Annotated in this window: 24 protein-coding genes; 4 read left to right on the forward strand and 20 right to left on the reverse strand. The window is 70.4% G+C overall.

Annotated elements, in window-relative coordinates; genetic code table 11:
• Nucleotides 1-38 precede the first annotated feature (38 nt).
• On the forward strand, nucleotides 39-1,190 hold the full coding sequence (locus tag ABT369_RS20445; RefSeq protein ID WP_350613938.1) for a hypothetical protein: 1,152 nt from the start codon (nucleotides 39-41) through the stop codon (nucleotides 1,188-1,190).
• A 73-nt stretch (nucleotides 1,191-1,263) separates the two neighbouring features.
• Here the strand turns inward: ABT369_RS20445 and fbaA are convergent, their stop codons facing one another.
• The gene (gene fbaA, locus ABT369_RS20450; RefSeq protein ID WP_350613939.1) at nucleotides 1,264-2,289 is read right to left on the reverse strand and encodes a class II fructose-bisphosphate aldolase; all 1,026 of its coding nucleotides are present in this window, start codon (nucleotides 2,287-2,289) and stop codon (nucleotides 1,264-1,266) included.
• 233 nt (nucleotides 2,290-2,522) lie between these two features.
• Here fbaA and ABT369_RS20455 point away from each other — a divergent pair, with 233 nt between their 5' ends.
• Nucleotides 2,523-2,735, forward strand: a complete 213-nt coding sequence (locus ABT369_RS20455) for a hypothetical protein (RefSeq protein WP_350613941.1) — start codon at nucleotides 2,523-2,525, stop codon at nucleotides 2,733-2,735.
• A 9-nt stretch (nucleotides 2,736-2,744) separates the two neighbouring features.
• Here ABT369_RS20455 and ABT369_RS20460 read toward each other — a convergent pair whose 3' ends face one another.
• From ABT369_RS20460 to amrS, 5 genes are all read right to left on the reverse strand, one after another.
• Nucleotides 2,745-3,662 carry an LCP family protein gene (locus tag ABT369_RS20460; RefSeq protein ID WP_350614052.1) on the reverse strand — a complete coding sequence of 306 codons (918 nt, stop codon included), beginning with the start codon at nucleotides 3,660-3,662 and terminating at the stop codon, nucleotides 2,745-2,747.
• Nucleotides 3,662-4,168 (reverse strand): SigE family RNA polymerase sigma factor, encoded by a 507-nt coding sequence (locus tag ABT369_RS20465; RefSeq protein ID WP_350613943.1) that lies wholly within the window; start codon nucleotides 4,166-4,168, stop codon nucleotides 3,662-3,664. Before ABT369_RS20465 ends, ABT369_RS20460 begins: the two co-directional genes overlap by 1 nt.
• A 58-nt stretch (nucleotides 4,169-4,226) precedes the next feature.
• Nucleotides 4,227-5,114 (reverse strand): phytanoyl-CoA dioxygenase family protein, encoded by an 888-nt coding sequence (locus ABT369_RS20470; protein ID WP_350613945.1) that lies wholly within the window; start codon nucleotides 5,112-5,114, stop codon nucleotides 4,227-4,229.
• 167 nt (nucleotides 5,115-5,281) lie between these two features.
• Nucleotides 5,282-6,046: an AmmeMemoRadiSam system protein B gene (amrB, locus tag ABT369_RS20475; protein WP_350613947.1), complete on the reverse strand. Its 765-nt coding sequence runs from the start codon at nucleotides 6,044-6,046 to the stop codon at nucleotides 5,282-5,284.
• Entirely contained in the window at nucleotides 6,043-7,107 is a 1,065-nt protein-coding gene (gene amrS, locus ABT369_RS20480; RefSeq protein ID WP_350613948.1) for an AmmeMemoRadiSam system radical SAM enzyme, read from the reverse strand. The genes amrB and amrS overlap by 4 nt, the downstream gene beginning before the upstream one ends.
• A 46-nt stretch (nucleotides 7,108-7,153) precedes the next feature.
• Between amrS and ABT369_RS20485 the strand changes: the two genes are divergently transcribed.
• Nucleotides 7,154-7,948, forward strand: a complete 795-nt coding sequence (locus ABT369_RS20485) for a DedA family protein (protein ID WP_350613949.1) — start codon at nucleotides 7,154-7,156, stop codon at nucleotides 7,946-7,948.
• Between the two features lie 822 nt (nucleotides 7,949-8,770).
• On the opposite strand, the gene ABT369_RS20490 is transcribed toward ABT369_RS20485, so the two are convergent.
• Genes ABT369_RS20490 through pyrE form a run of 3 tightly spaced genes read right to left on the reverse strand, consistent with a single transcriptional unit; the run spans nucleotide 8,771 to nucleotide 10,413 of the window.
• A complete protein-coding gene (locus ABT369_RS20490; protein ID WP_350613950.1) occupies nucleotides 8,771-9,430 on the reverse strand; it encodes a class II aldolase/adducin family protein in 660 nt (219 codons plus the stop codon).
• Between the two features lie 2 nt (nucleotides 9,431-9,432).
• Complete coding sequence (locus ABT369_RS20495) at nucleotides 9,433-9,813, reverse strand: ArsR/SmtB family transcription factor (RefSeq protein ID WP_033359976.1); 381 nt, start codon at nucleotides 9,811-9,813, stop codon at nucleotides 9,433-9,435.
• A gap of 57 nt (nucleotides 9,814-9,870) precedes the next feature.
• Nucleotides 9,871-10,413: an orotate phosphoribosyltransferase gene (gene pyrE / locus ABT369_RS20500; RefSeq protein WP_350613953.1), complete on the reverse strand. Its 543-nt coding sequence runs from the start codon at nucleotides 10,411-10,413 to the stop codon at nucleotides 9,871-9,873.
• Here pyrE and ABT369_RS20505 point away from each other — a divergent pair.
• A complete protein-coding gene (locus tag ABT369_RS20505) occupies nucleotides 10,412-10,534 on the forward strand; it encodes a hypothetical protein (RefSeq protein WP_350613954.1) in 123 nt (40 codons plus the stop codon). The two genes, pyrE and ABT369_RS20505, sit on opposite strands and share 2 nt — an antisense overlap.
• A 273-nt stretch (nucleotides 10,535-10,807) precedes the next feature.
• Here ABT369_RS20505 and ABT369_RS20510 read toward each other — a convergent pair whose 3' ends face one another.
• The 11 genes from ABT369_RS20510 to dnaK all read right to left on the reverse strand — a co-directional run bounded on the left by ABT369_RS20510 (nucleotide 10,808) and on the right by dnaK (nucleotide 22,209).
• Nucleotides 10,808-11,584, reverse strand: a complete 777-nt coding sequence (locus tag ABT369_RS20510) for an SDR family NAD(P)-dependent oxidoreductase (protein ID WP_350613955.1) — start codon at nucleotides 11,582-11,584, stop codon at nucleotides 10,808-10,810.
• 55 nt (nucleotides 11,585-11,639) lie between these two features.
• Nucleotides 11,640-12,341, reverse strand: coding sequence for a hypothetical protein (locus tag ABT369_RS20515; RefSeq protein ID WP_350613956.1), 702 nt, complete (start codon nucleotides 12,339-12,341; stop codon nucleotides 11,640-11,642).
• A 54-nt stretch (nucleotides 12,342-12,395) separates the two neighbouring features.
• Nucleotides 12,396-12,761 carry a hypothetical protein gene (locus ABT369_RS20520; protein WP_350613957.1) on the reverse strand — a complete coding sequence of 122 codons (366 nt, stop codon included), beginning with the start codon at nucleotides 12,759-12,761 and terminating at the stop codon, nucleotides 12,396-12,398.
• 27 nt (nucleotides 12,762-12,788) lie between these two features.
• Nucleotides 12,789-15,383, reverse strand: a complete 2,595-nt coding sequence (clpB, locus tag ABT369_RS20525) for an ATP-dependent chaperone ClpB (protein WP_350613959.1) — start codon at nucleotides 15,381-15,383, stop codon at nucleotides 12,789-12,791.
• A gap of 103 nt (nucleotides 15,384-15,486) precedes the next feature.
• On the reverse strand, nucleotides 15,487-16,656 hold the full coding sequence (locus ABT369_RS20530; protein ID WP_350613961.1) for a beta propeller repeat protein: 1,170 nt from the start codon (nucleotides 16,654-16,656) through the stop codon (nucleotides 15,487-15,489).
• Entirely contained in the window at nucleotides 16,653-17,222 is a 570-nt protein-coding gene (locus tag ABT369_RS20535) for a DUF1707 SHOCT-like domain-containing protein (protein ID WP_350613962.1), read from the reverse strand. The genes ABT369_RS20530 and ABT369_RS20535 overlap by 4 nt, the downstream gene beginning before the upstream one ends.
• 41 nt (nucleotides 17,223-17,263) lie before the next feature.
• A complete protein-coding gene (locus tag ABT369_RS20540; RefSeq protein WP_350613963.1) occupies nucleotides 17,264-17,695 on the reverse strand; it encodes a hypothetical protein in 432 nt (143 codons plus the stop codon).
• A 298-nt stretch (nucleotides 17,696-17,993) separates the two neighbouring features.
• On the reverse strand, nucleotides 17,994-18,443 hold the full coding sequence (locus tag ABT369_RS20545) for a heat shock protein transcriptional repressor HspR (RefSeq protein ID WP_350613965.1): 450 nt from the start codon (nucleotides 18,441-18,443) through the stop codon (nucleotides 17,994-17,996).
• A complete protein-coding gene (dnaJ, locus tag ABT369_RS20550) occupies nucleotides 18,433-19,662 on the reverse strand; it encodes a molecular chaperone DnaJ (protein WP_350613966.1) in 1,230 nt (409 codons plus the stop codon). The genes ABT369_RS20545 and dnaJ overlap by 11 nt, the downstream gene beginning before the upstream one ends.
• Nucleotides 19,663-19,687: 25 nt before the next feature.
• Nucleotides 19,688-20,341, reverse strand: coding sequence for a nucleotide exchange factor GrpE (gene grpE, locus ABT369_RS20555; protein ID WP_350613968.1), 654 nt, complete (start codon nucleotides 20,339-20,341; stop codon nucleotides 19,688-19,690).
• Nucleotides 20,338-22,209: a molecular chaperone DnaK gene (dnaK, locus tag ABT369_RS20560; protein WP_350613970.1), complete on the reverse strand. Its 1,872-nt coding sequence runs from the start codon at nucleotides 22,207-22,209 to the stop codon at nucleotides 20,338-20,340. The genes grpE and dnaK overlap by 4 nt, the downstream gene beginning before the upstream one ends.
• Nucleotides 22,210-22,537 lie beyond the last annotated feature (328 nt).

Raw genomic sequence — 22,537 nt, forward strand, 5'->3', positions numbered from 1 at the left:
TTGGGTCAGATAGTGGTTTCAGAGAGGACCCAGACCCCATGCCGCAGCAACGATTCTGGCGAAAGCGCGCCGTCTCCCTCGGTGTCACCGCCGCCGCCGCAAGCGCCGTGATCGTCGGTGGTCTGCCGCACGTGGCGTACGCCGCCACACTGACCGGCACCATCGCGATCACCACGCCATCGACCGGCAAGCTGGCCGCGGGCACCGCCAAGCAGGTGCTCCTGCTCACCGTCACCGGCCAGACCCTGTCCGAGGCGCTGATCACCGGCGTGAACCTCGGCACCGACGCGAGCTGCCAGAACATCCCGACCTACATCGTCACCAGCCCGACCACAATCGCGGTCAAGACGCCCTCCGGCGGCTGCCCGGCGACCACCGCCACCGGCGGCGACGGCATCGACATCCTGTTCGCCGGCGGCAACACGCTGAGCAAGGCCAACGGCCTGTTCTTCATCACGCCGCCGGCCATCGCGGCGCTGGCCGACAAGCCGGTCATCAACGACAATAGCGCCCTGCTCGACCCCACCGCGCAGACCCGGCGGTTCGTGACCGCCGGCGGGCAGACCGTGCGCGTGAAGGCCGACTCGGCCTACGCGTTCGACCCGCGCACGTCGGCCGGGCTCGCCGTGACCTTCGGGGGCAAGCCCGCGACCGAGATCAAGGTCTACGACGCCTCGGGCACGCTGATCCCGGCCAACACCGCGTCCGCGCCGGCGGTCGGCAACTACCTGACGTTCAAGTCGCCGGCCGGCCTGACGACAACCGACGCGAGCCTGGCCATCAGCCAGGGCGGCGTCAGCAAGACGTTCGCGGTCGCCGACACCGGCGCGAACATCATCGCGGTGCCGACCGTCACCTCGCTGAGCGTCTCCTCGGGCCGCGCGAAGGGTGCGACCAGCACCGTCCTGACCACGAGCACGCTGGTCTCCAAGACCCTCGCCGACTACCAGGGCGGCTCGGCGACCTGGGGCGTCTACTTCTGCAACAAGCCGGCCGCGGTCACCGCGGTCAACACGGCCGGCACGCAGATCACCGTCACCACCCCCGACGTGACCAACGACGCCGACGGCCTCGGCACCAACGTCTACGCCGGCAGCTGCCCGGTCACCGTCGCGGACCTGACCGACAACGCCAACCCGGTCAAGGGCCCGGTCACCGCGGGCGGCTACTTCAACTTCCTCAACGAGTAGTCGATGGCCGAACGCGGAACGGCCCGGCTGGAGCGATCCAGCCGGGCCGTTTTCGTTGCTTGCTCGCAGAGCCCTACTTGGAGAGCGTGGTGCCCGTCGAGCGCAGGTGCTCACAGGCCTCGACGACGCGGGCGGCCAGCCCGGCCTCGCCGGCCTTGCCCCAGGCGCGCGGGTCGTACGCCTTCTTGTTGCCGACCTCCCCGTCGACCTTCAGCACACCGTCGTAGTTGCTGAACATGTGCGCGGCGACCGGGCGGGTGAACGCGTACTGCGTGTCGGTGTCGATGTTCATCTTGACCACGCCGTAGTCGAGGGCCTCGCGGATCTCCGAGAGCAGCGAGCCCGAGCCGCCGTGGAAGACCAGCGCCAGCGGCTTGTCCTTGCCGTACTTCGCGGCGACGGCGTCCTGGATCGTCTTGAGGATCTCCGGGCGCAGCTTGACGTTGCCCGGCTTGTAGACGCCGTGCACGTTGCCGAAGGTCAGGGCGGCCATGTAGCGGCCCTTCTCGCCCAGGCCGAGCTTCTCGACCATGGCCAGGCCGTCCTCGACGGTGGTGTAGAGCTTCTCGTCGATCGCGCCGACGACGCCGTCCTCCTCGCCGCCCACCACGCCGACCTCGATCTCGAGCACGACCTTGGCCGCGGCCGTCTTGGCCAGCAGTTCCTCGGCGATGTCGAGGTTCTCGCCCAGCGGCACCGCGGAGCCGTCCCACATGTGCGACTGGAACAGCGGCTCCTCACCCTTGGCGACGCGCTCGGCGGAGATGTCCAGCAGCGGGCGGACGAACTTGTCCAGCTTGTCCTTCGGGCAGTGGTCGGTGTGCAGCGCGATGTTCACCGAGTACTTCTTCGCGACCTCGTGCGCGAACGCGGCCAGCGCGACCGACCCCGTGATCATGTCCTTCACGGTCGGGCCGGAGACGTACTCCGCGCCACCGGTCGAGACCTGGATAATGCCGTCGCTCTCGGCCTCGGCGAAACCGCGGATCGCCGCGTTGAGCGTCTGCGACGAGGAGACGTTGATCGCCGGGTAGGCGAACGCGCCGGCCTTGGCGCGGTCGAGCATCTCGGCGTAGACATCGGACGAGGCGATGGGCATGACGGCGCTCCTTGACTGTTTGGATCGTGCGGTTTGGAGCCGGTAGACGCGAGCTCCACGCGGACCGCTCTGTCCTGCCACGGAGTATCTCGCAGTCCCGAGCATCGCTCGTAGCCGGGTGACCTGACCGGGAAATACGGGGGCGACCGGGCAAAGGGGGCGCAACAGTCGTACGGTGGAGAACGGCCAAGGACGGAAGCGAGCTACCGCAGCGAGCGACAGGGAGCCCGGCGATGACCCAGCCAGACGAGGAACTGCTGACCATCGAGGACCGTCTCGACCCGGACGTGCGCGACCCGGAGTCGTCGCCCGAGGATGCGGCCGAGCAGGCCCAGCCGGCGAATCCGCTGGACCGGCCGTACACACCCCACGCGCGGCCGTGGGAGGCGAACGAGTACGACGCCATCGAGCAGGACCGCGAGGTCGACCTCAACGACGAGTACTAGCGACGGCCGCTAGCCCAGTGTGAACTGGGGGTGCGCCGTCAACCAGGCGCCGACCCTTCCGTTGCGCATGGCCTCGTAGAGCCCGTCGCCCCCCGGCAGGGGCTCCGGCACGCCGTTCGACGAGCCCACCGGCAGCCGGATCGCCGACACCGCCGACGGGTCCACGCCCGCCATCCGCGCGGCCAGCGACGGCAGCGACGCGGTCCCGAGGTGCAGCTCGAGCGCGCCTCCGGCCGCGGCGAGCAGGGCGGGCAGCTTGGCCGGGTCGGCGGCGGCCTTCGCGAGCTCGGTCAGGTACTGATGCAGCACCCGATCATCGCCCGAGCCCAGCGACCGGCGCAGGTAGCCGACCGCCTCGCCCGGATCGTAGTGCCGGCATACGGGCGCGCAGAGGTCGACGCCGCCCGCGGCCCGGGTGACCGACTCGAGTCCGGCGATGTCGACGACCGCACCGCCGTCGAGGGTCAGCCCGGTCATGCCGGCAACCGCCTCGGCCGCGAGCTCGTACCCGCCGACCAGGTAGGCCCCGTCGGCGCGCTGCGGGCCGATCCCGGGCAGGTCGAGCAGGAGATCGCGGGGGATCACGACCTCGTAGGCGGTGCGCGCGGCCGGGTTCACGTGCAGCAGCACGATGGCGTTGGCCTTGACGCGCACCGGCGTGCCGGTGCCCCGGTCGATGCCGACGATCAGCAGGTTCACCGGCTGGCCGGGCTCGGGCGCGGCGGGCGGCGCCGCGTGGGGCCGAGCCACGATCGGCACCAGCAGCAGCGCGAGAGCGGAGCACAGGAAGGTGAGGCCGGAGAAGACCCAGCGCCGCAGCGCGCGCAGCCGCCGGGCCCCGGTCACGATCGACTCGCCCAGGTCGGGCGACGTGGCCGGGACCAGCTCCTCGTGGCGGGCGAAGGTCTCGCGCAGCAGGTCGTCCATCACGGCTTCGCACCCCCGTCCACGGTGACGGTGGGCGCGACGCTGGTGCGCAGGGTCGCGAGCGCCCGGGAGATCCACGAGCGCACGGTGCCGACCGGGCAGCGCATCACCTCGGCGATCTCGCCGTCGGTGAGCCCCTCGTAGTAGCGCAGGACGAGCGCGGCGCGCTGCTGGCGGGGCAGCCGCCCGAGCCACAGCCACATCTGGTCGCGCTCGGCGTGCCCGTCGGCGTGGTCGGGCTCCGGCACGCCGGAGTCGACCTCGACGCCGCGCAGCGCGACCCGGCGCAGCCAGGAGCCGCGGTGCAGGTCGACGTACGCATTCGTGATCATGCGCTTCACGTAGCGCTCGGGCATGTCGGCCGCCGCGATCCGCCGCCACTTGAGCTGCGCGCGGATCATCGTCTCCTGCACGAGGTCCTGCGCCGTGTGCGGATCGCCGGTCAGCATGACGGCGTAGCGCAACAGCGCCTGCAGCCGCGCCTCGACGAACTCCTCGAACGTCAACCCGACCCCTTCGCCTGTCCCCGACCCTATGACGCATCGAGGACGGGCGAACATTGCACTAGGGGATCAGCGGGGGGTAGCTCGGGTCGAGCAGCCCTCGGTCGCGCAGGGCGGTGTAGAGCGGCGTCGACTCGGGGTAGTGGCCCCAGTGGTGGTCGCCGTCGCCGACACCCACCCCGCCGAGGAGCTGCTGCTGGACCGGGTTCAGCCGGTTCCACCACGGCTTGTTGGGCAGGTCGGCGATCTCGTCGCGGATGGCGATCCAGCGGTACGTGTAGCCGAGGAAGACGCAGCGCCGGGTGATATCGGAGTGGTTGTCCGAGCGGGCGTGCCAGATCCGGCGGTCGAAGAAGACCACGTCGCCCGCGTCGACCTTGACCTGGATCGCGCCCGGCGGCGCCGGCCACGGCACGTCGCGCTTCGGCGGGCCGGGCAGCCAGTTGGTGGTGTGGCTGCCGGGGATGAGCGTCAGGTTGCCGCGGCCCTCCTCGGAGACGTCCGAGAGCCAGTACGCAAGCTTCACCGACAGCCGCGGCCGCGGGTCGGTCTCCAGCTCACGGTTCTGCCGCCCACCGTCCTGGTGCCAGTGCCACCAGTCCGGCTTCGCCGCCGGGACGGTCGGGTGCACGTCGAGGTGCGAGTGGTAGATGTGCACGTTCCAGCCGAGGATCGACCAGACCAGCGGGAGCGTCGCCGGGTGGTCGATGAGGCCGGCCAGCTCCGGGCAGCTCGTGACGGCACTGAGCAGGTGCAGCGAGCCGTCCGCCGCGCGCGGGTGCGTGGCGTGCGCGGCATCGAGCACCGACGCGTAGTGACGCACCTCGTCCGGGCTCAGCACGCCCTTCAGCACGAGGTAACCGTCCGTGTCGAACTGCTCCCGCTGCTCGCTCGTCATCGGCACCCAGCCGGTGCCGGCCGCCGGGCCGGCCGTCGTCGTGGCAGACATGCCCCGTTCTCCAGTTCCGGCGCCGAACACCGGCGCCTCCATCCGGAAGACGGTCGTGGAGCACAACTTCAGAGGTCGGCCGATCGGTCAGGGTCTTTTGGCCGATTCGGATGCAACGGAATCGACCGTTATGACGTCGGTGTGCCAGATATAACTACCCAGCGTCATCAGTCCAGCGAGGCGGCGAGGTAGCCGACCACCCGGCCCGGGGGGCCGCCCTCGTCGCCCGACGTGGCCCGGTGCAGCTCGCGAACCGTCGATCCGCGGCCTCGGGCCCACGCCAGCAGACCGCGCAGCGCGTACCGCCCGCAGGCGTCCCGCTCGCCGATGTCCCCGGGTTCGAGCCGCGCAACGGCGTCGATGGTCCGCGCGTCGGCCGCCCGGGCCTGCTCCTGTGGCAGGAAGTGCGAAAGATCGGTGCTGCACAGCACGATCGATCCGGGCTCGTCGACGGCGGCCAGCAGCTCCGCGACCGCGTCCGCCTCGGCGAGCCCCACGCATATCGGCAGCACCTTCGAAAGCCCGAGCAACTGCAGAAACGGGAGTTGTACCTCCAGCGAGTGCTCGGGCGCGTGCGGTGCGTCGTCCGCCCGAGCCAGCCCGGCCGCGACGAGCTTGCCGGCGCCCTGCGTGTCGAGCGTCACAGCACCCAGCGGCGTCGACCACTCGGCGAGCGTCGGCACCGCGGCCCCTCGCAGCGGCACCCGGTGCGCGGGGCCGAGGAGGACGATGCGCTCGGCCGGGCACCCCTCGAGCCGGCGGTACACGTGCGCCGCCGTCGGACCCGACCACCGGTAACCGGCGTGCGGGACGATGTACGCGCGGGATCCGTCCTGCTCAGGCGGTACAGCTGCCAAAAGCTCTTCCACCGTGGCGCGCAGCTCCCTCGGGTCGGCCGGGTAGAAGCTGCCGGCCACGGCGGGCGGCCTCATCCGATGGCCACCGGCAACCGGCGGCGTCCCCAGCCCCCGGCCGGCCCCTCGAACACGCCCGGCACCGCGAACCCGCACGCGGTGCAGCGCCCGTCGTCGGTGAGCGCGTACGCGACCAGGTCGTACCAGTCGCGCACGACCGCGGCCGCCCCACAGCCCGGGCAGCGGGTCGTCTGGCCCTCGGGGTCGTGGATGTTGCCGGTGTACACGAACCGCAGCCCCGTCTCCAGCGCGATCCGCCGCGCCCGGCGCAGGGTCTCGGGCGGGGTCGCGGGCACGTCGCGCATCTTGAAGTCGGGGTGGAACGCGGAGAAGTGCAGCGGCACGTCCGGCCCCAGGTGCTCCAGCAGCCAGTCGCACTGCTTGCGCAGCTCCTCGTCGCCGTCGTTGCGGCCCGGGATGAGCAGCGTGGTCACCTCGAACCAGACGTCGGTCGTGCGCAGGTACTCGAGCGTCTCCAGCACCTTGTCGAGCCGCGCGAACGTGATCTTGGAGTAGAACTGCTCGCTGAACGCCTTGAGGTCGATGTTCGCCGCGTCGATGTGCCGGTAGAACTCCTCCCGCGGGGCCGGGTTCATGTATCCGGCCGAGACCGCGACCGATTTGATCCCGCGCTCGCGGCACGCGTCGGCGACATCCATGGCGTACTCCATGAAGATCACCGGGTCGTTGTAGGTGAACGCGATCGAGCGGCAGCCCAGGCGCTCGGCCTCGGCGGCGAGCTGCTCCGGGCCGGCGGCCGAGCCGAGCGTGTCCACCTCGCGGCTCTTGGAGATGTCCCAGTTCTGGCAGAACCGGCAGCCGAGGTTGCAGCCCGCCGTGCCGAAGGACAGCACCGGCGTGCCCGGCAGGAAGTGGTTCAGCGGCTTCTTCTCGATCGGGTCCACACAGAATCCCGAGGACTTGCCGTAGGTCGTGAGCACGATCTCGTCGCCCTCGCGCTGCCGGACGAAGCAGAAGCCGCGCTGGCCCTCGTGCAGACGGCAGTTGCGGGGACAGACGTCGCACTGCACCCGACCGTCTTCGAGCCGGTGCCAATGCGCGGTCGTGACCACCGCCATACTCCGAGCTTAGCTTCGCAAGGACGCTCCCGTACCCTGGTGACCCGTGGAAGAAAAGACGCGCGCCCTGGGCGACCTGCTCTCCCTCAACCCTCTCGACGCGAAGGGGCTGCTGAGCACGTTCGGCGTGATCGGCGTCTGGCTCATCATGTTCGTCGAGACCGGGCTGCTGGTCGGCTTCTTCTTCCCCGGCGACTCGCTGCTGTTCCTGGCGGGCGTCGCCGCATCGCCGGTGGCCAGCGAGCTGGTCGGCACCCACATGAGCCTCACCCAGCTGCTCATCGGCGCCCCGATCTGCGCGATCGCCGGCGCCCAGCTCGGCCACTACCTAGGCGCCCGCTACGGCCGCAAAATGTTCGACCGGCCCAACTCACGGATCTTCAAGCGGGAGTACGTCGAGAAGGCCGAGCACTACTTCGCGAAGTTCGGCCCCGCGAAGGCGGTCGTGCTCGCCCGCTTCATTCCGATCGTGCGCACCTTCCTCAACCCGGTCGCGGGCGTCGTCGGCATGCCGGCGCGCCAGTTCTTCATCTGGAACGTGGTCGGCGGCATCCTGTGGACCGACGGCATCATCCTGGCGGGCTGGGCGCTGGCCAAGCAGATCCGCGACGTGATCCCGGACGGCCAGATCGACAAGTACCTCCTCCCGGCCGTGGTCCTGATCGTGCTGATCTCGGCGCTGCCGATCTTCATCGAGATCTTCCGCGGCTGGCGCGAGCGCAAGCGGGGCAAGGGGACCACGACGGCCCACCTCGCCGCCGACCCGGCGAACGCCCCGACGGAGGTCTTCCCGGCCGTGCCGCCGACGGACCGCCCGGGCAACCACCGCGTGCGCGATTAGTTACATCGAAATCACGTTGAGTAATTCGATTTCACTCGATGTGTTAGGGTGTAATTGATCGGTACGGCACCCTCTGGACCCACGACTCTCTGAGTTGCGACGTTCGGATCAGGGCCTGGAGGAAGACGTTGCCGGTCTTCTCCGGGTCCTGATCCAACTGCTCCTGCTTACTACTCCTGGTTCCGCTTCTGCGCCGGCCCGTCGTCGCCGCGAGTTCGAGCCGCGCTGGTCCTCGCGGTAGCGATCCTTGAGCGAGCGGCGGGCGGCGAGCATCGGCTCGTAGAGCCCGCATAGGTCTCTCGACGCGGCCTTGGCTGCCGACGTCGCGCTCGTTGGCCGGCCGCGCTGCCCTGCGGGGTGCGTCGACTCGCGGCGGGTGTGCTGAGGCCGCGGCTCGTGAAGGCATCCGGGTCGCGGGCCGGCGCGGCGCCAACCGCCCGTCCGACCACGCGGAAATCCAGCGCCTCCGGTGGCGCGGCCTTGGCCGCCGACACCGCGATCACCAGCCGGGCCGCGCTGTCCCGCGGCGTGCGTTGACCCGCAGCGGGCGCGCTGAAGCCGCGATTCGTGAGGGTGTACGGGCCGGCGCGGCGGCCAGGATCGCCGCCGACTACCTGCTCAACCACGCGCTCAACCACGCGGGAGTCCAGCGCCTCCGCCGACGCGACCGGCAGAGCGAGGCCTGACCGGCTCGACCGCCCGGATCTTGAGGCTCGCGCGCGGTCGCTGCGGAAATCGGGCCCGACGGCCGCGAAGAGGAGTCACACGCCACCGCACGCACGGCATCGACCGCGCGAAGGGTCAGCCCGGCCGGCTCAAGGATCAGGCAGTGGCTGCGGGATCGTCCAGCCAGTCCGTCGGCAGCGAGGCCGGCGCCACGCGAAGCGTCAGGGCGCTGTACGTCAGCCGCGCCGCCTCCTCGAGGTACAGCGCGCGCTTGTGCGCCAGCTCGACAGAGTCCGCGACAACAGAGCACCCATGCCGCGACAGCACCACACAGTTGGTCCCGTCCGCGCACGCCTCGGCCGCCAGCTTCCCGACCTCAGGTCGGCCCGGCGGCACGAACGGCGTAGTCGCCACCCGCCGCAGATAGAAGGCATGGTCGGTCGTGACCAGCCGGATCGGCTCGGCGATCGCATCGAGCAGCAGGACGCTCTGCGGGTGCAAGTGCACGACCGCGTTGACGTCCGGGCGGACGCGATAGGTGGCCAAATGGAGCCCGAGCTCCGAAGACGGCGCGACCCCCGAGTTGTCAAGGGTCGCGCCGTCGCTGATTCGGATCCGAACGAATGAACCGCGGTCGAGCCGGTCGAGCCAGGTTCCGGCCGCAGTTGCCCAGCATTCGTCCGTGCCTGGTGCCCGGGCAGAAAGATTGCCACCCGAGCCCACGACGAGTCCGGCCTGCACGACCGCACGCCCGAGATGGGCGAGCTGGTCGCGAAGGTCCCCGGCCGGGTAGTGCCCAGAGGCGCTACCCGACACTGCTAGCGAGGCGCCTTCTTGGTCGCGCGCTTGCGCGGCGGCGTCAGAAGGTCGGCGATGGTGCCGATGGCGGAGGGCACGAGGCGGTAGAACGCCCACACACCCCGCTTCTCGCGCTCCAGCAGACCGGCCTCGGTCAGGATTCGCAGGTGATGGCTCACAGTCGGCTGCGAGAGCCCGAGCGGAGCCGTCAGGTCACACACACACGCTTCGCCGTCGGGAGCCGACTGGATCAGGCTCAGCAGCCGGAGTCGGGCCGGGTCGGCAAGCGCCTTCAGGACGCCGGCCAAACGCTCGGCATCGGCGCGGTCAATTGGCTCGCCGGCAAGCGGCGAGATCTGGGGCAGGGTCATCTCAGCCAGCGCAGTTCCCACGTATTCCATCCTTCCACCAACACCATCGACCCGCCTGCATATGCGCAGGTCCGAATCGACAATTTTTCAGCCCTGTCGGCCGAGGTCGGCCAACGAAAACGCTGAGCGATAGCTCAGCCCCGCGGCGCGAACCGCCTTTTCCGCGCCTCTGTCGACGATAACGGCGCAACCGACCACATCGGCGCCCGCCTCTCGCAACGCGTCGACCGCAGTGAGCACACTTCCACCTGTAGTGGAGGTGTCCTCGACCGCGAGGACGCGCCGGCCGGCGACGTCGGGCCCCTCGACCCGACGCTGCAGACCATGAGCCTTGTCACTCTTACGGACGACGAACGCATCAAGCGGACGTCCTCCGCGAGCAGCCGCCGCATGCAGCATCGCGGTGGCCACCGGGTCCGCGCCGAGGGTCAGCCCTCCCACGGCATCGAACTCCCAGTCGTCGACGAGATCGAGGAGCACCCGGCCGACCAACGGTGCACCAGCATGGTGCAGCGTCAAACGACGAAGGTCCACGTACCAGTCGGCAACTTGTCCGGACGACAGCGTGACCCGTCCGTCGACCACGGCTAGGTCGCGTACGAGTTTCAGCAGGTCGTCACGGTCGGTCATGTCCGAAGCGTACGCGCTAAAGCTGCGCGGTGAATCGATGACCCGCACTCTCGGCGAAATTAATGGCCGTCAAGGGGACAAGGGTGAATACGAAGGTGATCGCAGCGATCACCACGAGTGACGCGAGGGGTGCCGGTGACAGGGGATAACGATGCACCGATGCCCTTAAGATGAATCCGAATCTTGCTCTCATTAGATCGTTGCAATGCTCGATGGGCACCTCTGACCTGCGCAAACAACCGAAAGTACCGCCCCGAGGCACCCGTACGCCTATGGGAGCGCTGCCAATCGGCCCATCAGCCGTTCGTACGTGACCACAATCATGTTCGATACACAGCAAACTCAATGCTTGCAGGGATGCACACATCGACGCTCACCGGTGCCAGGATGGGGGTTAATGCTCCTCATGCCCGATGCGTCCCCTCCCGAGCATCGCCGCGCGCTGAAGGAACCCGCGGGGTGCGTAGCGCATGAACGCCACCGCGATCTTGTACCTCCGGCCGGGCACGCTGACCGCCCGGCCCCGCCGCAGGTCCCCGAGCGCCGCCCGCACCACCCGCTCGGCGTCCAGCCAGATCCACGACGGCGCCCGGGACATGTCGATGCCGGCCGCCTCGTGGAACTCGGTGCGGACGTAGCCGGGGCACAGCGCCATGACCCGGACCCCGGTCCCTCGCACGAGCAGCGCCTGCGACTCGCTGAAGCTGGTGACCCAGGCCTTGCTCGCCGGATACGTCGAGCCCGGCATCAGCGCCGCGAACCCGGACGCAGACGAGACGTTGACGATCCCGCCCCGGCCCCGCTCGACCATCCCGGGCAGGGCGGCCAGCGTGAGGCGCATGACCGCGTGGACGTTGAGCCGCAGCAGCTCCTCCTCCAGCTCCGGTGTCGAGCGCAGGAAGGAGCGGTTGAGCGACCGTCCGGCGTTGTTCACGAGCAGGTCGATCGGGCGCCCCGGGTCGGTCAGCCGGGCCGCGACCGCGTCGGCGCCCTCGGCGGTGGCCAGGTCGGCGACCAGCACCTCGACCGGCCCGGGCAGTTCGGCGGCGAGGGCCTCGAGCCGCTCGCCACGGCGAGCGACGAGCACGAGCGCGTGGCCCCGGGCGGCGAGCTCGCGGGCGAAGGCGGCCCCGAGGCCGGCCGAGGCCCCGGTGACGAGTGCGGTGGGCATCGCGGCAGGGTAACGAACAAGGGGACCGGGCGAACCCGGTCCCCTTGTCACACGATCAGCCGTTCGGTGGCCCGTAGCCGGGCGGAGGCGGAGGCGGAGGCGGCGGGTAGCCACCCGGACCGCCGGGGCCGGGCGGGGGCGGCGGGAAGCCCCCCGGACCGCCGTAGCCGGGCGGGGGCTCCCACTGGGGCTGCTCCTTGCGGAAGTACGGGTGCGAGGCGGGCAGCGCCAGCAGGACGATCGGCAGCGCGACCGCGATGACGATCAGGATGCTGAGCACCGTGGTGACCGGCTGATACCAGCTGGGCACCGCCGAGTAGACGAGCTCCTGGTACTTGTCCCAGGTGGGCAGCTCCGGGCTGTTCTTGCGGGCCGTGTCCCAGAACGTCTTCGCGAACAGGGTCGTGCCGATGTTGAGAATGCCGCAGCACAGCGCGATGCCGCCGACGACCCAGGTCAGGACCCGGGCGACCTGGTTGCCGCGGCTCACGAAGTAGCCGAGCAGCACCAGGATCACGATGATGATGAAGCCGAAGATGACACCGACCGATGAGCCGATGCCGGTGGTCGTGGTCGCGCTGGTGTTCAGGCCGGCGCTCTCGTAGACCTTCTTCGTGCCCTCGGCGATCTTGCCGGCGTAGAGGAGCGAGAGTACGACCTGGATCACTTCGAGCCCCGCCGCCGCGAACAGCAGGGTCGACGCCAGGCTGACGGTGGACGGCCGGACGCGTGGCCCGGCCGGCACTGCGAAAGACATCGGGTTGGCTCCCCTCCCAGGAACGTTCCTGGGGATCACCGTATCGATGCGCCGCTAATCTCGCAGCCGCTCTTCGGCATACCGCGCGACCGTCGTGCTGCCCATGATGCAGCCGGTGAACGTCTTGACCTCGCCGCGCTGGCCGGAGAGCTTCTGCCAGGCCGAGCGCCCGGCCGCCGCGTCTGCGTGCGTCAGGAGCTCGGCGGCGTAGACCCGCCCGGCCGGAGTGGCCTTGTCGAGCAGCGCCTCGAGCCGCGGGCGCAGCTCGCCGGCGTGCTGGCGCAGGCCCTCCTCGACCGCGAAGTACGCCTTGGTGGCGGGTAGGAGGGTGCCGGCGATGCCGACGCCGCCGAACGCGAGCGTGTCGGCGTCGGCGAGCAGTCGCAGCTCCTCGTCGTACGCCTGCTTCTTCCACAGCATCAGCCGCACACCCTCCCCTAGTTCCGGCTAGCCGGCCCGCACCGTGAGCGTCTTCTTGTCGTCGGACAGGTCGACCAGCACCCGGTCCCCGTCCCGGATCTCGCCGCCCAGGAGTGCCTTGGCGAGCTGGTCACCGATCGACGTCTGGATCTGGCGGCGCAGGGGGCGGGCCCCGTAGACCGAGTCATACCCAAGACTGGCCAGCCAGTCACGTGCCGCGTCGGAGACATCGAGCGTGAGCCTGCGGTCGGCCAGACGGCGGCCGAGCGCATCGAGCTGAATCTCCACGATGGCACGCAGATCGGTCGGCGACAAAGCGTTGAACACCACCATGTCGTCCAGCCGGTTCACGAACTCCGGCTTGAAGTGGCCCCGCACGGCGGCGATGACCGCGTCGCGGCGCTGCTCCGGCAGGAGCGTCGGGTCGTCGGCGAGCACCTCCGAGCCGAGGTTCGAGGTCAGGATCAGGATCGTGTTGCGGAAGTCGACCGTGCGGCCCTGCCCGTCGGTGAGCCGGCCGTCGTCGAGCACGGCCAGCAGCACGTCGAACACGTCCGGGTGGGCCTTCTCCACCTCATCGAGCAGCACGACGGTGTACGGCCGCCGCCGCACCGCCTCGGTGAGCTGGCCGCCCTCCTCGTAGCCGACGTAGCCGGGCGGTGCGCCGACGAGCCGGGCGACGTTGTGCTTCTCGCTGTACTCGCTCATGTCGATGCGCACCATGGCGCGCACGTCGTCGAAGAGGAACTCCGCGAGCGCCTTGGCCAGCTCGGTCTTGCCGACGCCGGTCGGGCCCAGGAACAGGAATCCGCCGGTGGGCCGGTCGGGATCGGCGACGCCGGCCCGGGCGCGGCGCACCGCGTCGGAGACGGCCTGGATCGCCGCGTCCTGCCCGATGACCCGGCTGCGCAGCGAGTCCTCCATGCGCAGCAGCTTGGCGGTCTCGCCCTCCATGAGCCGGCCGGCCGGGATGCCCGTCCAGGCGGCGACCACGGCGGCGATGTCGTCCGCGGAGACCTCCTCCTTGAGCATCGCGCCCGCGGACTGCAGGGCGACGAGCTCGCTCTCGGCCTGCTGCAGGTCGCGCTGCAGGCCCGGGATCACGGCGTAGCGCAGCTCGGAGACCTTCTCCAGGTCGTTGTCGCGCTCGGCCCGCTCGGCCTCGAGCCTCAGCTGCTCCAGCTGCTCCTTGGTGTTGGAGATCTTCTGGATGTGCGCCTTCTCGTTCTGCCAGCGGTCGGTGAGCGCGCTCAGCGATTCGCGCCGGTCGGCGAGCTCGGCCCGCAGCCGCTGGAGCCGCTCGGCCGAGGCCTGGTCGGGCTCCTTGGCCAGCGCCATCTCCTCGATCTCGAGGCGGCGCACGTTGCGCTCGACCTCGTCCACCTCGGTCGGGCGCGAGTCGATCTCCATGCGCAGCCGGGAGGCCGCCTCGTCGACGAGGTCGATGGCCTTGTCCGGCAGGAAGCGGTCGGTGATGTACCGATCCGACAGCGCGGCCGCGGCGACCAGCGCCGCATCGGTGATCCGCACGCCGTGGTGGACCTCGTAGCGCTCCTTGAGCCCGCGCAGGATGCCGATGGTGTCCCCGATCGTGGGCTCGCCGACCACGACGGGCTGGAAGCGCCGCTCGAGGGCCGGGTCCTTCTCGATGTGCTCGCGGTACTCGTCCAGCGTCGTCGCGCCGACCATCCGCAGCTCGCCGCGGGCCAGCATCGGCTTGAGCATGTTGCCGGCGTCCATCGAGCCTTCGCCCTTGCCGGCGCCGACGACCGTGTGCAGCTCGTCGAGGAACGTGATGACCTGCCCGTTGGAGCCCTTGATCTCCTCGAGCACGGACTTGAGCCGCTCCTCGAACTGGCCCCGGTACTGCGCGCCGGCCACCATCGCGCCGAGGTCGAGGCTGACCAGGCGTTTGTCCCGCAGCGACTCGGGCACGTCGCCGGCCACGATGCGCTGGGCGAGGCCCTCCACGATCGCGGTCTTGCCGACGCCGGGCTCGCCGATGAGCACGGGGTTGTTCTTGGTACGCCGGGACAGCACCTGGATCACCCGGCGGATCTCGGCGTCGCGGCCGATCACCGGGTCGATCTTGCCGTCCCGGGCGGACTGGGTGAGGTCGACGCCGTACTTCTCCAACGCCTGGAAGGTCTGCTCCGGATCGGCCGAGGTCACCTTGCGGTCGCCCCCGCGGATCTGCGGGAACGCCGCGACCAGGGTCTGCTCGGTCGCCCCGGCATCCTTGAGCAGCGTCGCGACCTGTCCGCCGACGCGAGCGAGGCCCGCCAGCAGGTGCTCGGTCGAGGTGTACTCATCGCCCAGCGGGCGCGCGATCTGCTCGGCGGCCGCGATCGCGTTGGCGAACTCGCGGGCGACGTTGGGCTCCACGACACTCGAGCCGCGGGCGCTCGGCAGCCGCTCGACGGCGTGCAGGGCGGCACGGCGCACGTCGGCCGGGTTGGCCCCGACGGCACGCAGCAGTCCGGCGGCGGTCGATCCGCCCGTGTCCAGCAGCGTCAGGAGCAGGTGCCAAGGTTCAACGGTCGCGTGTCCGCGCTGGCTCGCCGCGTCCACGGCGGCCTTGATGACCTCGCGACTCTTGGTGGTCAGGCGTTCGGCGTTCATCGTTTGCTCGCAGACTCCTCGGTCCAGTGCGTCCTACAGGAGGTACGACACCCACGGGGTTGAGTCTATTCCACTCAACTCTGATTTGCCGAGCGTCACGGAACTATCGCGCCGAGACCCCCACGTGCACCCAGTCACATCCCTGGTCGCCGACGGTGCAGAGCCAGACGTCGCCGGACTGCTGGGCGGGGTACCCGAGAATCGTCGTGGCATCGATGCGCCGCAGCCGGAAGATCAGCCGGGCTCCCGTGTCGCGCACCCGCTGCCGCTCGTCGACGAGCCACACGCCCTGCCCGCTGGCGACGAGCAGCCGATGGCCGGGCAGCACCTCGGCGCTGAAGACCTGGGTGACCTCGCGCATCGCGGTCGACTCGCTCCAGGCGACCGCCGAGTTCGAGGCCGGGCCCGCCACCATGCGGGCCGCGAACTGGGCGCCGACCAGCCACACGTCCTGCCCGTCGGGCGAGACGACCGGCCGGACGACGGCGTCGGGCTGGGGCGCGATCGTGCTGCCCTGCGACTTCCAGGTGCGCCCGTGGTCCGAGCTGCTCCAGACGCTGATCGTGGTGCCGCCGGCGGGCGAGGAGCCGGCCGCGCCAGACGAGCGGGCGGTCAGCCAGAGCGTGCCGTCCGTGGCCGCGGTGAGGCCGGTCCAGTCGTGCTGGCCGGACGGGCGGGCCGGCAGCGGGGCCCGGTTGCCGTCGTCGCCCACCACCCACGGCTGGGCGTCGGCGCAGCCGTTCGCGGCGGGGTCCTGGCAGCCGACCGAGTACTGCGGATCGGCAAGGTTGAGCTCGACCGGCGGCGGGGTGAGCGGGCGGCGCTCGAAGGTGCGGCCGGTGTTGCGGGAGATGAAGTACCCGTCCGGCGCCGCCTTGAGGATCAGCACGTTGCCGCGGCCGAGGCGCATGTCGATGTCGAGCGCGTCGTTGAACGGCAGGTCGCGCGCCACCCAGCTGGCGCCGCCGTCGAGGGTGAGCGCGAGCCCGGCCTTGCACGTGGTCCCGGCCACGCACGAGGTGAACAGCGCATAGCCGGTGCCGGCGTCGGCGAACTCGACGCCGCGGGGCGAGGTGCCCTTCGGCACCGGCACGACGGTCTGCCGGTCCTTGGGATCGGTGCTCGGATAGGCGGTGGGCACGTCCTCGTAGGAGACGTCCCCGTCAGGGGTCTGCTCCGCCTGCGGGGTGCTGTTCGGCGCACACGAGCCCGCGCTCAACGTCGTGACCAGGGCGGCGGCGAGCGCGAGGACCAGGATGCGGCGGCGTCTCACCAGCGCCAGCGCCAGAACCTGCGCTGGTAGCGCACCCGCACGCTGCTGCTGCGCACCTCGCCGCCGATGCGGAAGACGATCCCGGAGCCGGTCGAGTCGTAGGCGGCGGGCACCTTCTGCTTGAGCGAGCTCGAGCGCGGCGCGATGCTGTCGATGTCGGCGGTCGCCCCGCGCGGCAGCACCAGTTCGATCGAGCTGGACCGGGCCTCCAGCCGCACCTCGACCAGCTGGGAGGTGAACTGGGCCTCGGTGAAGTCGAGCTTGACCGATCCGGCCCGCGTGCTGATGAGCAGCTTCCGCGGCACCGTCCAGCGCCCGACCCGCTTGAGGCTGGAGGCGTGGTTGCGGATCTCCTGCTGCTCCGGGGCGGCGATCGGGCCCTTCTGGGGCAGGTCCCCGACATACGGCTCGATCTCGCCGAACGTGCGGGACCGCAGCACGCCGTCGACGCGCTCCTCGAACTCGGCGAGCGTCAGCCGGCCCTCGGACACGGCGGCGTTGAGCTGAGCGACCACGAGCTCCCGCTCGGCGTCGGAGATGCGCATGTCCGGCCGGTCCTGGCTCACGACGACACTGTAGACCTCAGCGGGATCGAAAGTCTCTAGCGTCAGCTGAGGCGCCGGGGCTGGCGCACGAGGCCGCCCTCGCACCAGTCGTGGTATTCGAAGAGGTCGGGGCGGGCCAGGAGCATCCGCACGTTGTGCGCCCACGTGGCGAGCAGCTCGTCGCCGTTGTCCTCGGCCTGCTCGACGAACTTCTTCAGCCGCCGCTTCGGGTGGGCGCGGAAGTGCGTGCGGATGCCGTCGGCGGCGTAGATGTAGAGGCAGTGCAGGGCGAAACGGCGCGCCGGGCAGCCCGGGTCCATGGCCAGCTCGAAGAGGGTGCCGATCAGCCGGTCGCCGGCGACCAGCAGGTCCCAGTCGGGTGGCATCGTCGACAGCAGCGACGCGTCGGGGTGGTAGGCCCACGCGCGCAGCTCCGCCGGGGTTGGGTCGACCGGGTTCTCGAAGCCCCGGAATCCCGCCTCTGTCACGCTCACCGTCAGCTCCCGTGGCCAGCGGGTTATAACAACCGTCAGGGGTCCTTGGTTTGGCGACAACTTAGCCCGGCACCAGGTTGCATGGGAAGAGGGGAAGCGGGCGCTTACTTACGGTGAACCCGTACATAGACGGATTTGTCGCCCTATCGTGGGCCAAATACGAGGGGCGCCTCGCAAATAGCGAGACGCCCCTCGAGGTGACCACACCCCTTGCGCTTGCCGCCCCGGTCAGCCTCCGGAACGACCGCACCATTCCCTGATCCAGTGGTGCCCCTGCCGCGCGCGAGCCAAACGTCCGTCAGGAATTCTTGGCCGGACGCCACACCACGAGCGCGGTCTGATGCTGGTTGGACGGCACGAGATCGCGCCGCGGGAAGCCCGCCGCCTCGATCTGGGCCAGCCGGGTGCGCGTGCGCACGAGCTCGGCCTCGAGCTCGGCCACCCGCTGCCGCAGGTCGCCGACCATGCCCTCCAGCTCGATGATCCGCTTGATGCCGGCGAGGTTGACGCCCTCTTCCTGGCTGAGGCGCTGCACCTCGCGGAGCAGCGCGACGTCGCGCTCGCTGTAGCGGCGCCCGCCGCCGGCCGTCCGGCCGGGCTGCACCAGGCCCATGCGGTCGTACTGCCGCAGGGTCTGCGGGTGCATCCCGGCCTGCCGCGCCGCGATCGAGATGATCAGGACCTTGGCGTCGGAGACCGCCCCGAAGCTGATGAAGACCTCGCTCTGGATGTCTTCGTCATCGCTCATAACTACTGCGCTCCCGTGCGATCGCGTCGAGCCGCTCGCGAGGAGCCGGCGGCGCCGCGGCCGCATAGTCGGACAGAGCCTGCCGCGCCTTCTCGGACAGCTCGGCCGGCACGTGGACATCGATGGTGACCAGCAGGTCACCGACGTTGCCGTCGCGCCGGGCGACGCCCTTGCCGCGCACCCGCAGCGTCCGCCCGCTCGGCGTGCCCGGGGGCACCCGCAGCGTGACGGCCGCGTCGAGCGTCGGCACGCGCAGGTCGGCCCCGAGAGCCGCCTCCGCGAACGTCACCGGCACCGTCAGCGTCAGGTCGTCACCGCTACGGCCGAAGACCGGGTCGGGACGGACCTTGATGAGCACGAACAGGTCGCCGGGCGACCCGCCCCGGGCCCCCGGCTCGCCCCGTCCGGCCAGCCGGATGCGCTGGCCGTCGGAGACGCCCGCCGGGATGCGCACGTTGATCGTGCGGGTCTTGGTGACCCCGCCGGTCCCGTGGCACTCGGGGCACTTCTCGTCGACGATGGTGCCCACGCCCTGACACTCGCGGCAGGGCTCGGTGAAGCTGAACGAGCCCTGGTTGCTGCTCACGACGCCGAGGCCGCGGCACTTCGTGCAGGTCCGGGGGGACGAGCCGGGTGCCGCGCCGTTGCCGTGGCAGGTCTCGCAGGTGCCGGGCGTGCGCAGGGTGATCGGCAGCGTCGCGCCCTGCACCGCGTCGACGAAGTTGAGCACGACCTCGGTCTCGACGTCCCGACCGCGGCTGCGCCGTCCGGTCGCGGGAGCGGCGCCGCCACCGGAGAAGATCGAGCTGAACAGGTCCGAGAAGCCCGCGCCGCCGAAGCGCCGGTCCCCGCCGGCCCCCGCGGGGCCGGCGCCGCCACCGGCGGTCGACCCCGCGTTGCCGAACAGGTCGGTGAAGTCGAACCCGGGCCCGCCCGCGCCCGCCGGGCCACCGGCCCGGGCGTTGCGGCGGAACTGGCCCGCGCCGAACAGCGACCGCATCTCGTCGTACTCTTTGCGCCGCGCCGGGTCGGAGAGCACGTCATAGGCCTCCGACACCGCCTTGAACCGCTCCTCGGCCGCCGCGTTGTTCGGATTCCGGTCGGGGTGCAACTCCCGCGCGAGCTTCCGGTACGCCTTCTTGATCTCGTCGGTGGGAGCGGATTTGGTGACGCCCAGAACCGCGTAGAAATCCTTTTCCAACCAGTCCTTCGAACTCATTGCGCCACCTCCTCCAGGCGTTCGTCTACTCCGGGTCGGCGACCGCGACCAGTGCCGGTCGCAGCAGCCGCTCGCCGAGGAGGTAGCCGCGCCGCATCACGTCGATGCAGGTCGGCTCGGCCACCTCGGCCGAGGTCAGATGGGCCACCGCCTCGTGGCGGGTCGGGTCGAACGGGTCGCCCTTGGCCCCGAAGACGGTCAGCCCGAACTTGGTCAGCGCGGCGTTCAGCTGATCCGCCACCGCCCCGAACGGCCCGACCAGGTCGCCGTGATCGCGCGCCCGGTCGAGGTCGTCGAGCACCGGCAGCAGCGCGCCGAGCACGTTGGCGCTCGCCTGCTCGACCACCTGCGCCCGGTCGCGGTCGACCCGCTTGCGGTAGTTGGCGTATTCGGCGGTGACCCGCTGCAGGTCACGCGTCCGCTCGTCGAGCTCGGTGCGAAGGGCCGCCAGCTCCGCGCCCAGCCCGTGCTGGTGCGTGTCGTCGGTGGTGCCCTGCGCCGCCGCCTGATTCGGACCTTCGGCGGGGGCGTGCACCGTGAACTCCTCGTCCACGATCTCGCCCTCCACCGGCTTCTCCTCCTCCGGCTCCCCCGCGGCTCCCGCCGTGACGGTCTCGTCGACCGTCACGGCGTCGGCCTCAGGCGCCTCCGGCGCGGCCGGCTTCTTGGCATCCGTCACTTCTTGTTGTCCTCGTCGATGATCTCGGCGTCCACGACGTCCTCGGGACCGTTGCCGCCCGCGGCACCCGTGGCACCGGCCCCGCCGGGCGCGCCGCCCGCGGCACCGCTCGCGTCACCGGCGGACTGCTGGCGCTGCTGCTCGTACAGCGCGCTGCCGGCCTGCTGCGAGACCTGGGCGAGCTTCTCGTGCGCCGCCTTGATCCGCTCGGTGTCGTTGCCGCCGAGCGCGCTGCGCAGGTCGCCCAGCGCCTCGTTCATCTGCTCGCGGGACTCCGCGGGGATCTTGTCGCCGCTCTCGGCCAGGAACTTCTCGGTCTGCCACTGCAGGGCCTCGGCCAGGTTGCGGGTCTCGGCCTCCTCGCGGCGGCGCTTGTCCTCGTCGGCGTGGTCCTGCGCGTCGCGCATCATCCGCTCGATGTCGTCCTTCGGCAGCGCCGAGCCGCCGGTGATCGTCATCGACTGCTCCTTGCCCGTGCCCAGGTCCTTCGCGGACACGTGCACGATGCCGTTGGCGTCGATGTCGAAGGTGACCTCGATCTGCGGCACGCCACGCGGCGCCGGCGGGATGCCGGTCAGCTCGAAGGTGCCGAGGCGCTTGTTGTACGCCGCCATCTCCCGCTCGCCCTGGAAGACCTGGATGAGCACGGAGGGCTGGTTGTCGTCCGCCGTCGTGTAGACCTCGGAGCGCTTGGTCGGGATGGTCGTGTTGCGCTCGACCAGCTTGTGCATGATGCCGCCCTTGGTCTCGATGCCCAGCGACAGCGGGGTGACATCGAGCAGCAGGACGTCCTTGACCTCGCCCTTGAGCACGCCGGCCTGCAGGGCGGCGCCGACGGCGACGACCTCGTCCGGGTTGACGCCCTTGTTGGGCTCCTTGCCGGTGAGCTGCTTGACCAGGTCGGTCACGGCCGGCATACGGGTCGAGCCGCCGACGAGGATGACGTGGTCGAGCGTGGCGACGTTGATCCCGGCGTCCTTGATCGCCGACTCGAACGGCACCTTGGTCCGGTCGAGCAGGTCCTGCGTCATCCGCTGGAACTCCGAGCGCGACAGCTGGGTGTCCAGGTGCAGCGGGCCGTCGGGGCCGGCGGTGATGTAGGGCAGGTTGATCGACGTCGTGGTGGCCGCGGACAGCTCGATCTTGGCCTTCTCGGCCGCCTCGCGCAGGCGCTGCATGGCCATCTTGTCGGCCGACAGGTCGATGCCGTGCTGGCCGCGGAAGGTCTTGACCAGGTGGTCGATCACGCGCTCGTCCCAGTCGTCGCCACCGAGGTGGTTGTCGCCGGAGGTCGACTTGACCTCCACGACGCCCTCGGCGAGCTCGAGGACGGAGACGTCGAAGGTGCCGCCGCCGAGGTCGAAGACCAGGACGGTCTGCTCCTTCGAGCCCTTGTCCAGGCCGTAGGCGAGGGCCGCGGCGGTGGGCTCGTTGACGATCCGCAGCACGTTGAACCCGGCGATCTCGCCGGCCTCCTTGGTCGCGGTGCGCTGCGCGTCGTTGAAGTATGCCGGCACGGTGATGACCGCGTCGGTGATCTGCTCGCCCAGGTAGGCCTCGGCGTCGCGCTTGAGCTTCATCAGGACCCGCGCGGAGATCTCCTGCGGGGTGTACTTCTTACCGTCGATGTCGATGGCCCAGTTGGTGCCCATCTCACGCTTGACGGAGCGGATGGTCCGGTCCGGGTTGGTGACGGCCTGCCGCTTGGCGACCTCACCGACGAGCACCTCACCGTTGCGGGCGAAGGCGACGATCGACGGCGTCGTGCGCGCACCTTCGGCGTTGGCGATGACGCTGGGCTCGCCGCCCTCCAGGACACTGACCACCGAGTTGGTGGTTCCGAGGTCGATGCCGACCGCACGTGCCATAGCTGCTTGACCTCCATGGGGCAGTCGGCGTTTGACCGCCGGCCGCGAAGTTGAGTGACTGTCACTCAATAGTGCCACGAGTCGCTCGACCGTCAAGTGGAACCTTGAGTCTGTCTGACGCAACTCCGGCGGGGCCCGGGTGATTCCCGTGCGTCGTCGCGCTCGGTGGCATCGATGCTCACGCCCGTTGCATGGCGCTGACGAGCCGCATCATGGACGATTTACCCGTGACCACACAGGGCGAGTCGGTGTCCGCCCGGTCGACGGGTCCGACCCTTTCGTCGGATGCCCCATCGGCCGGTCGTCCACTGCGTCCGCGTGACGGCGA

Source organism: Dactylosporangium sp. NPDC000244 (genome assembly GCF_040300725.1).
Taxonomy (GTDB): Bacteria; Actinomycetota; Actinomycetes; order Mycobacteriales; family Micromonosporaceae; genus Dactylosporangium.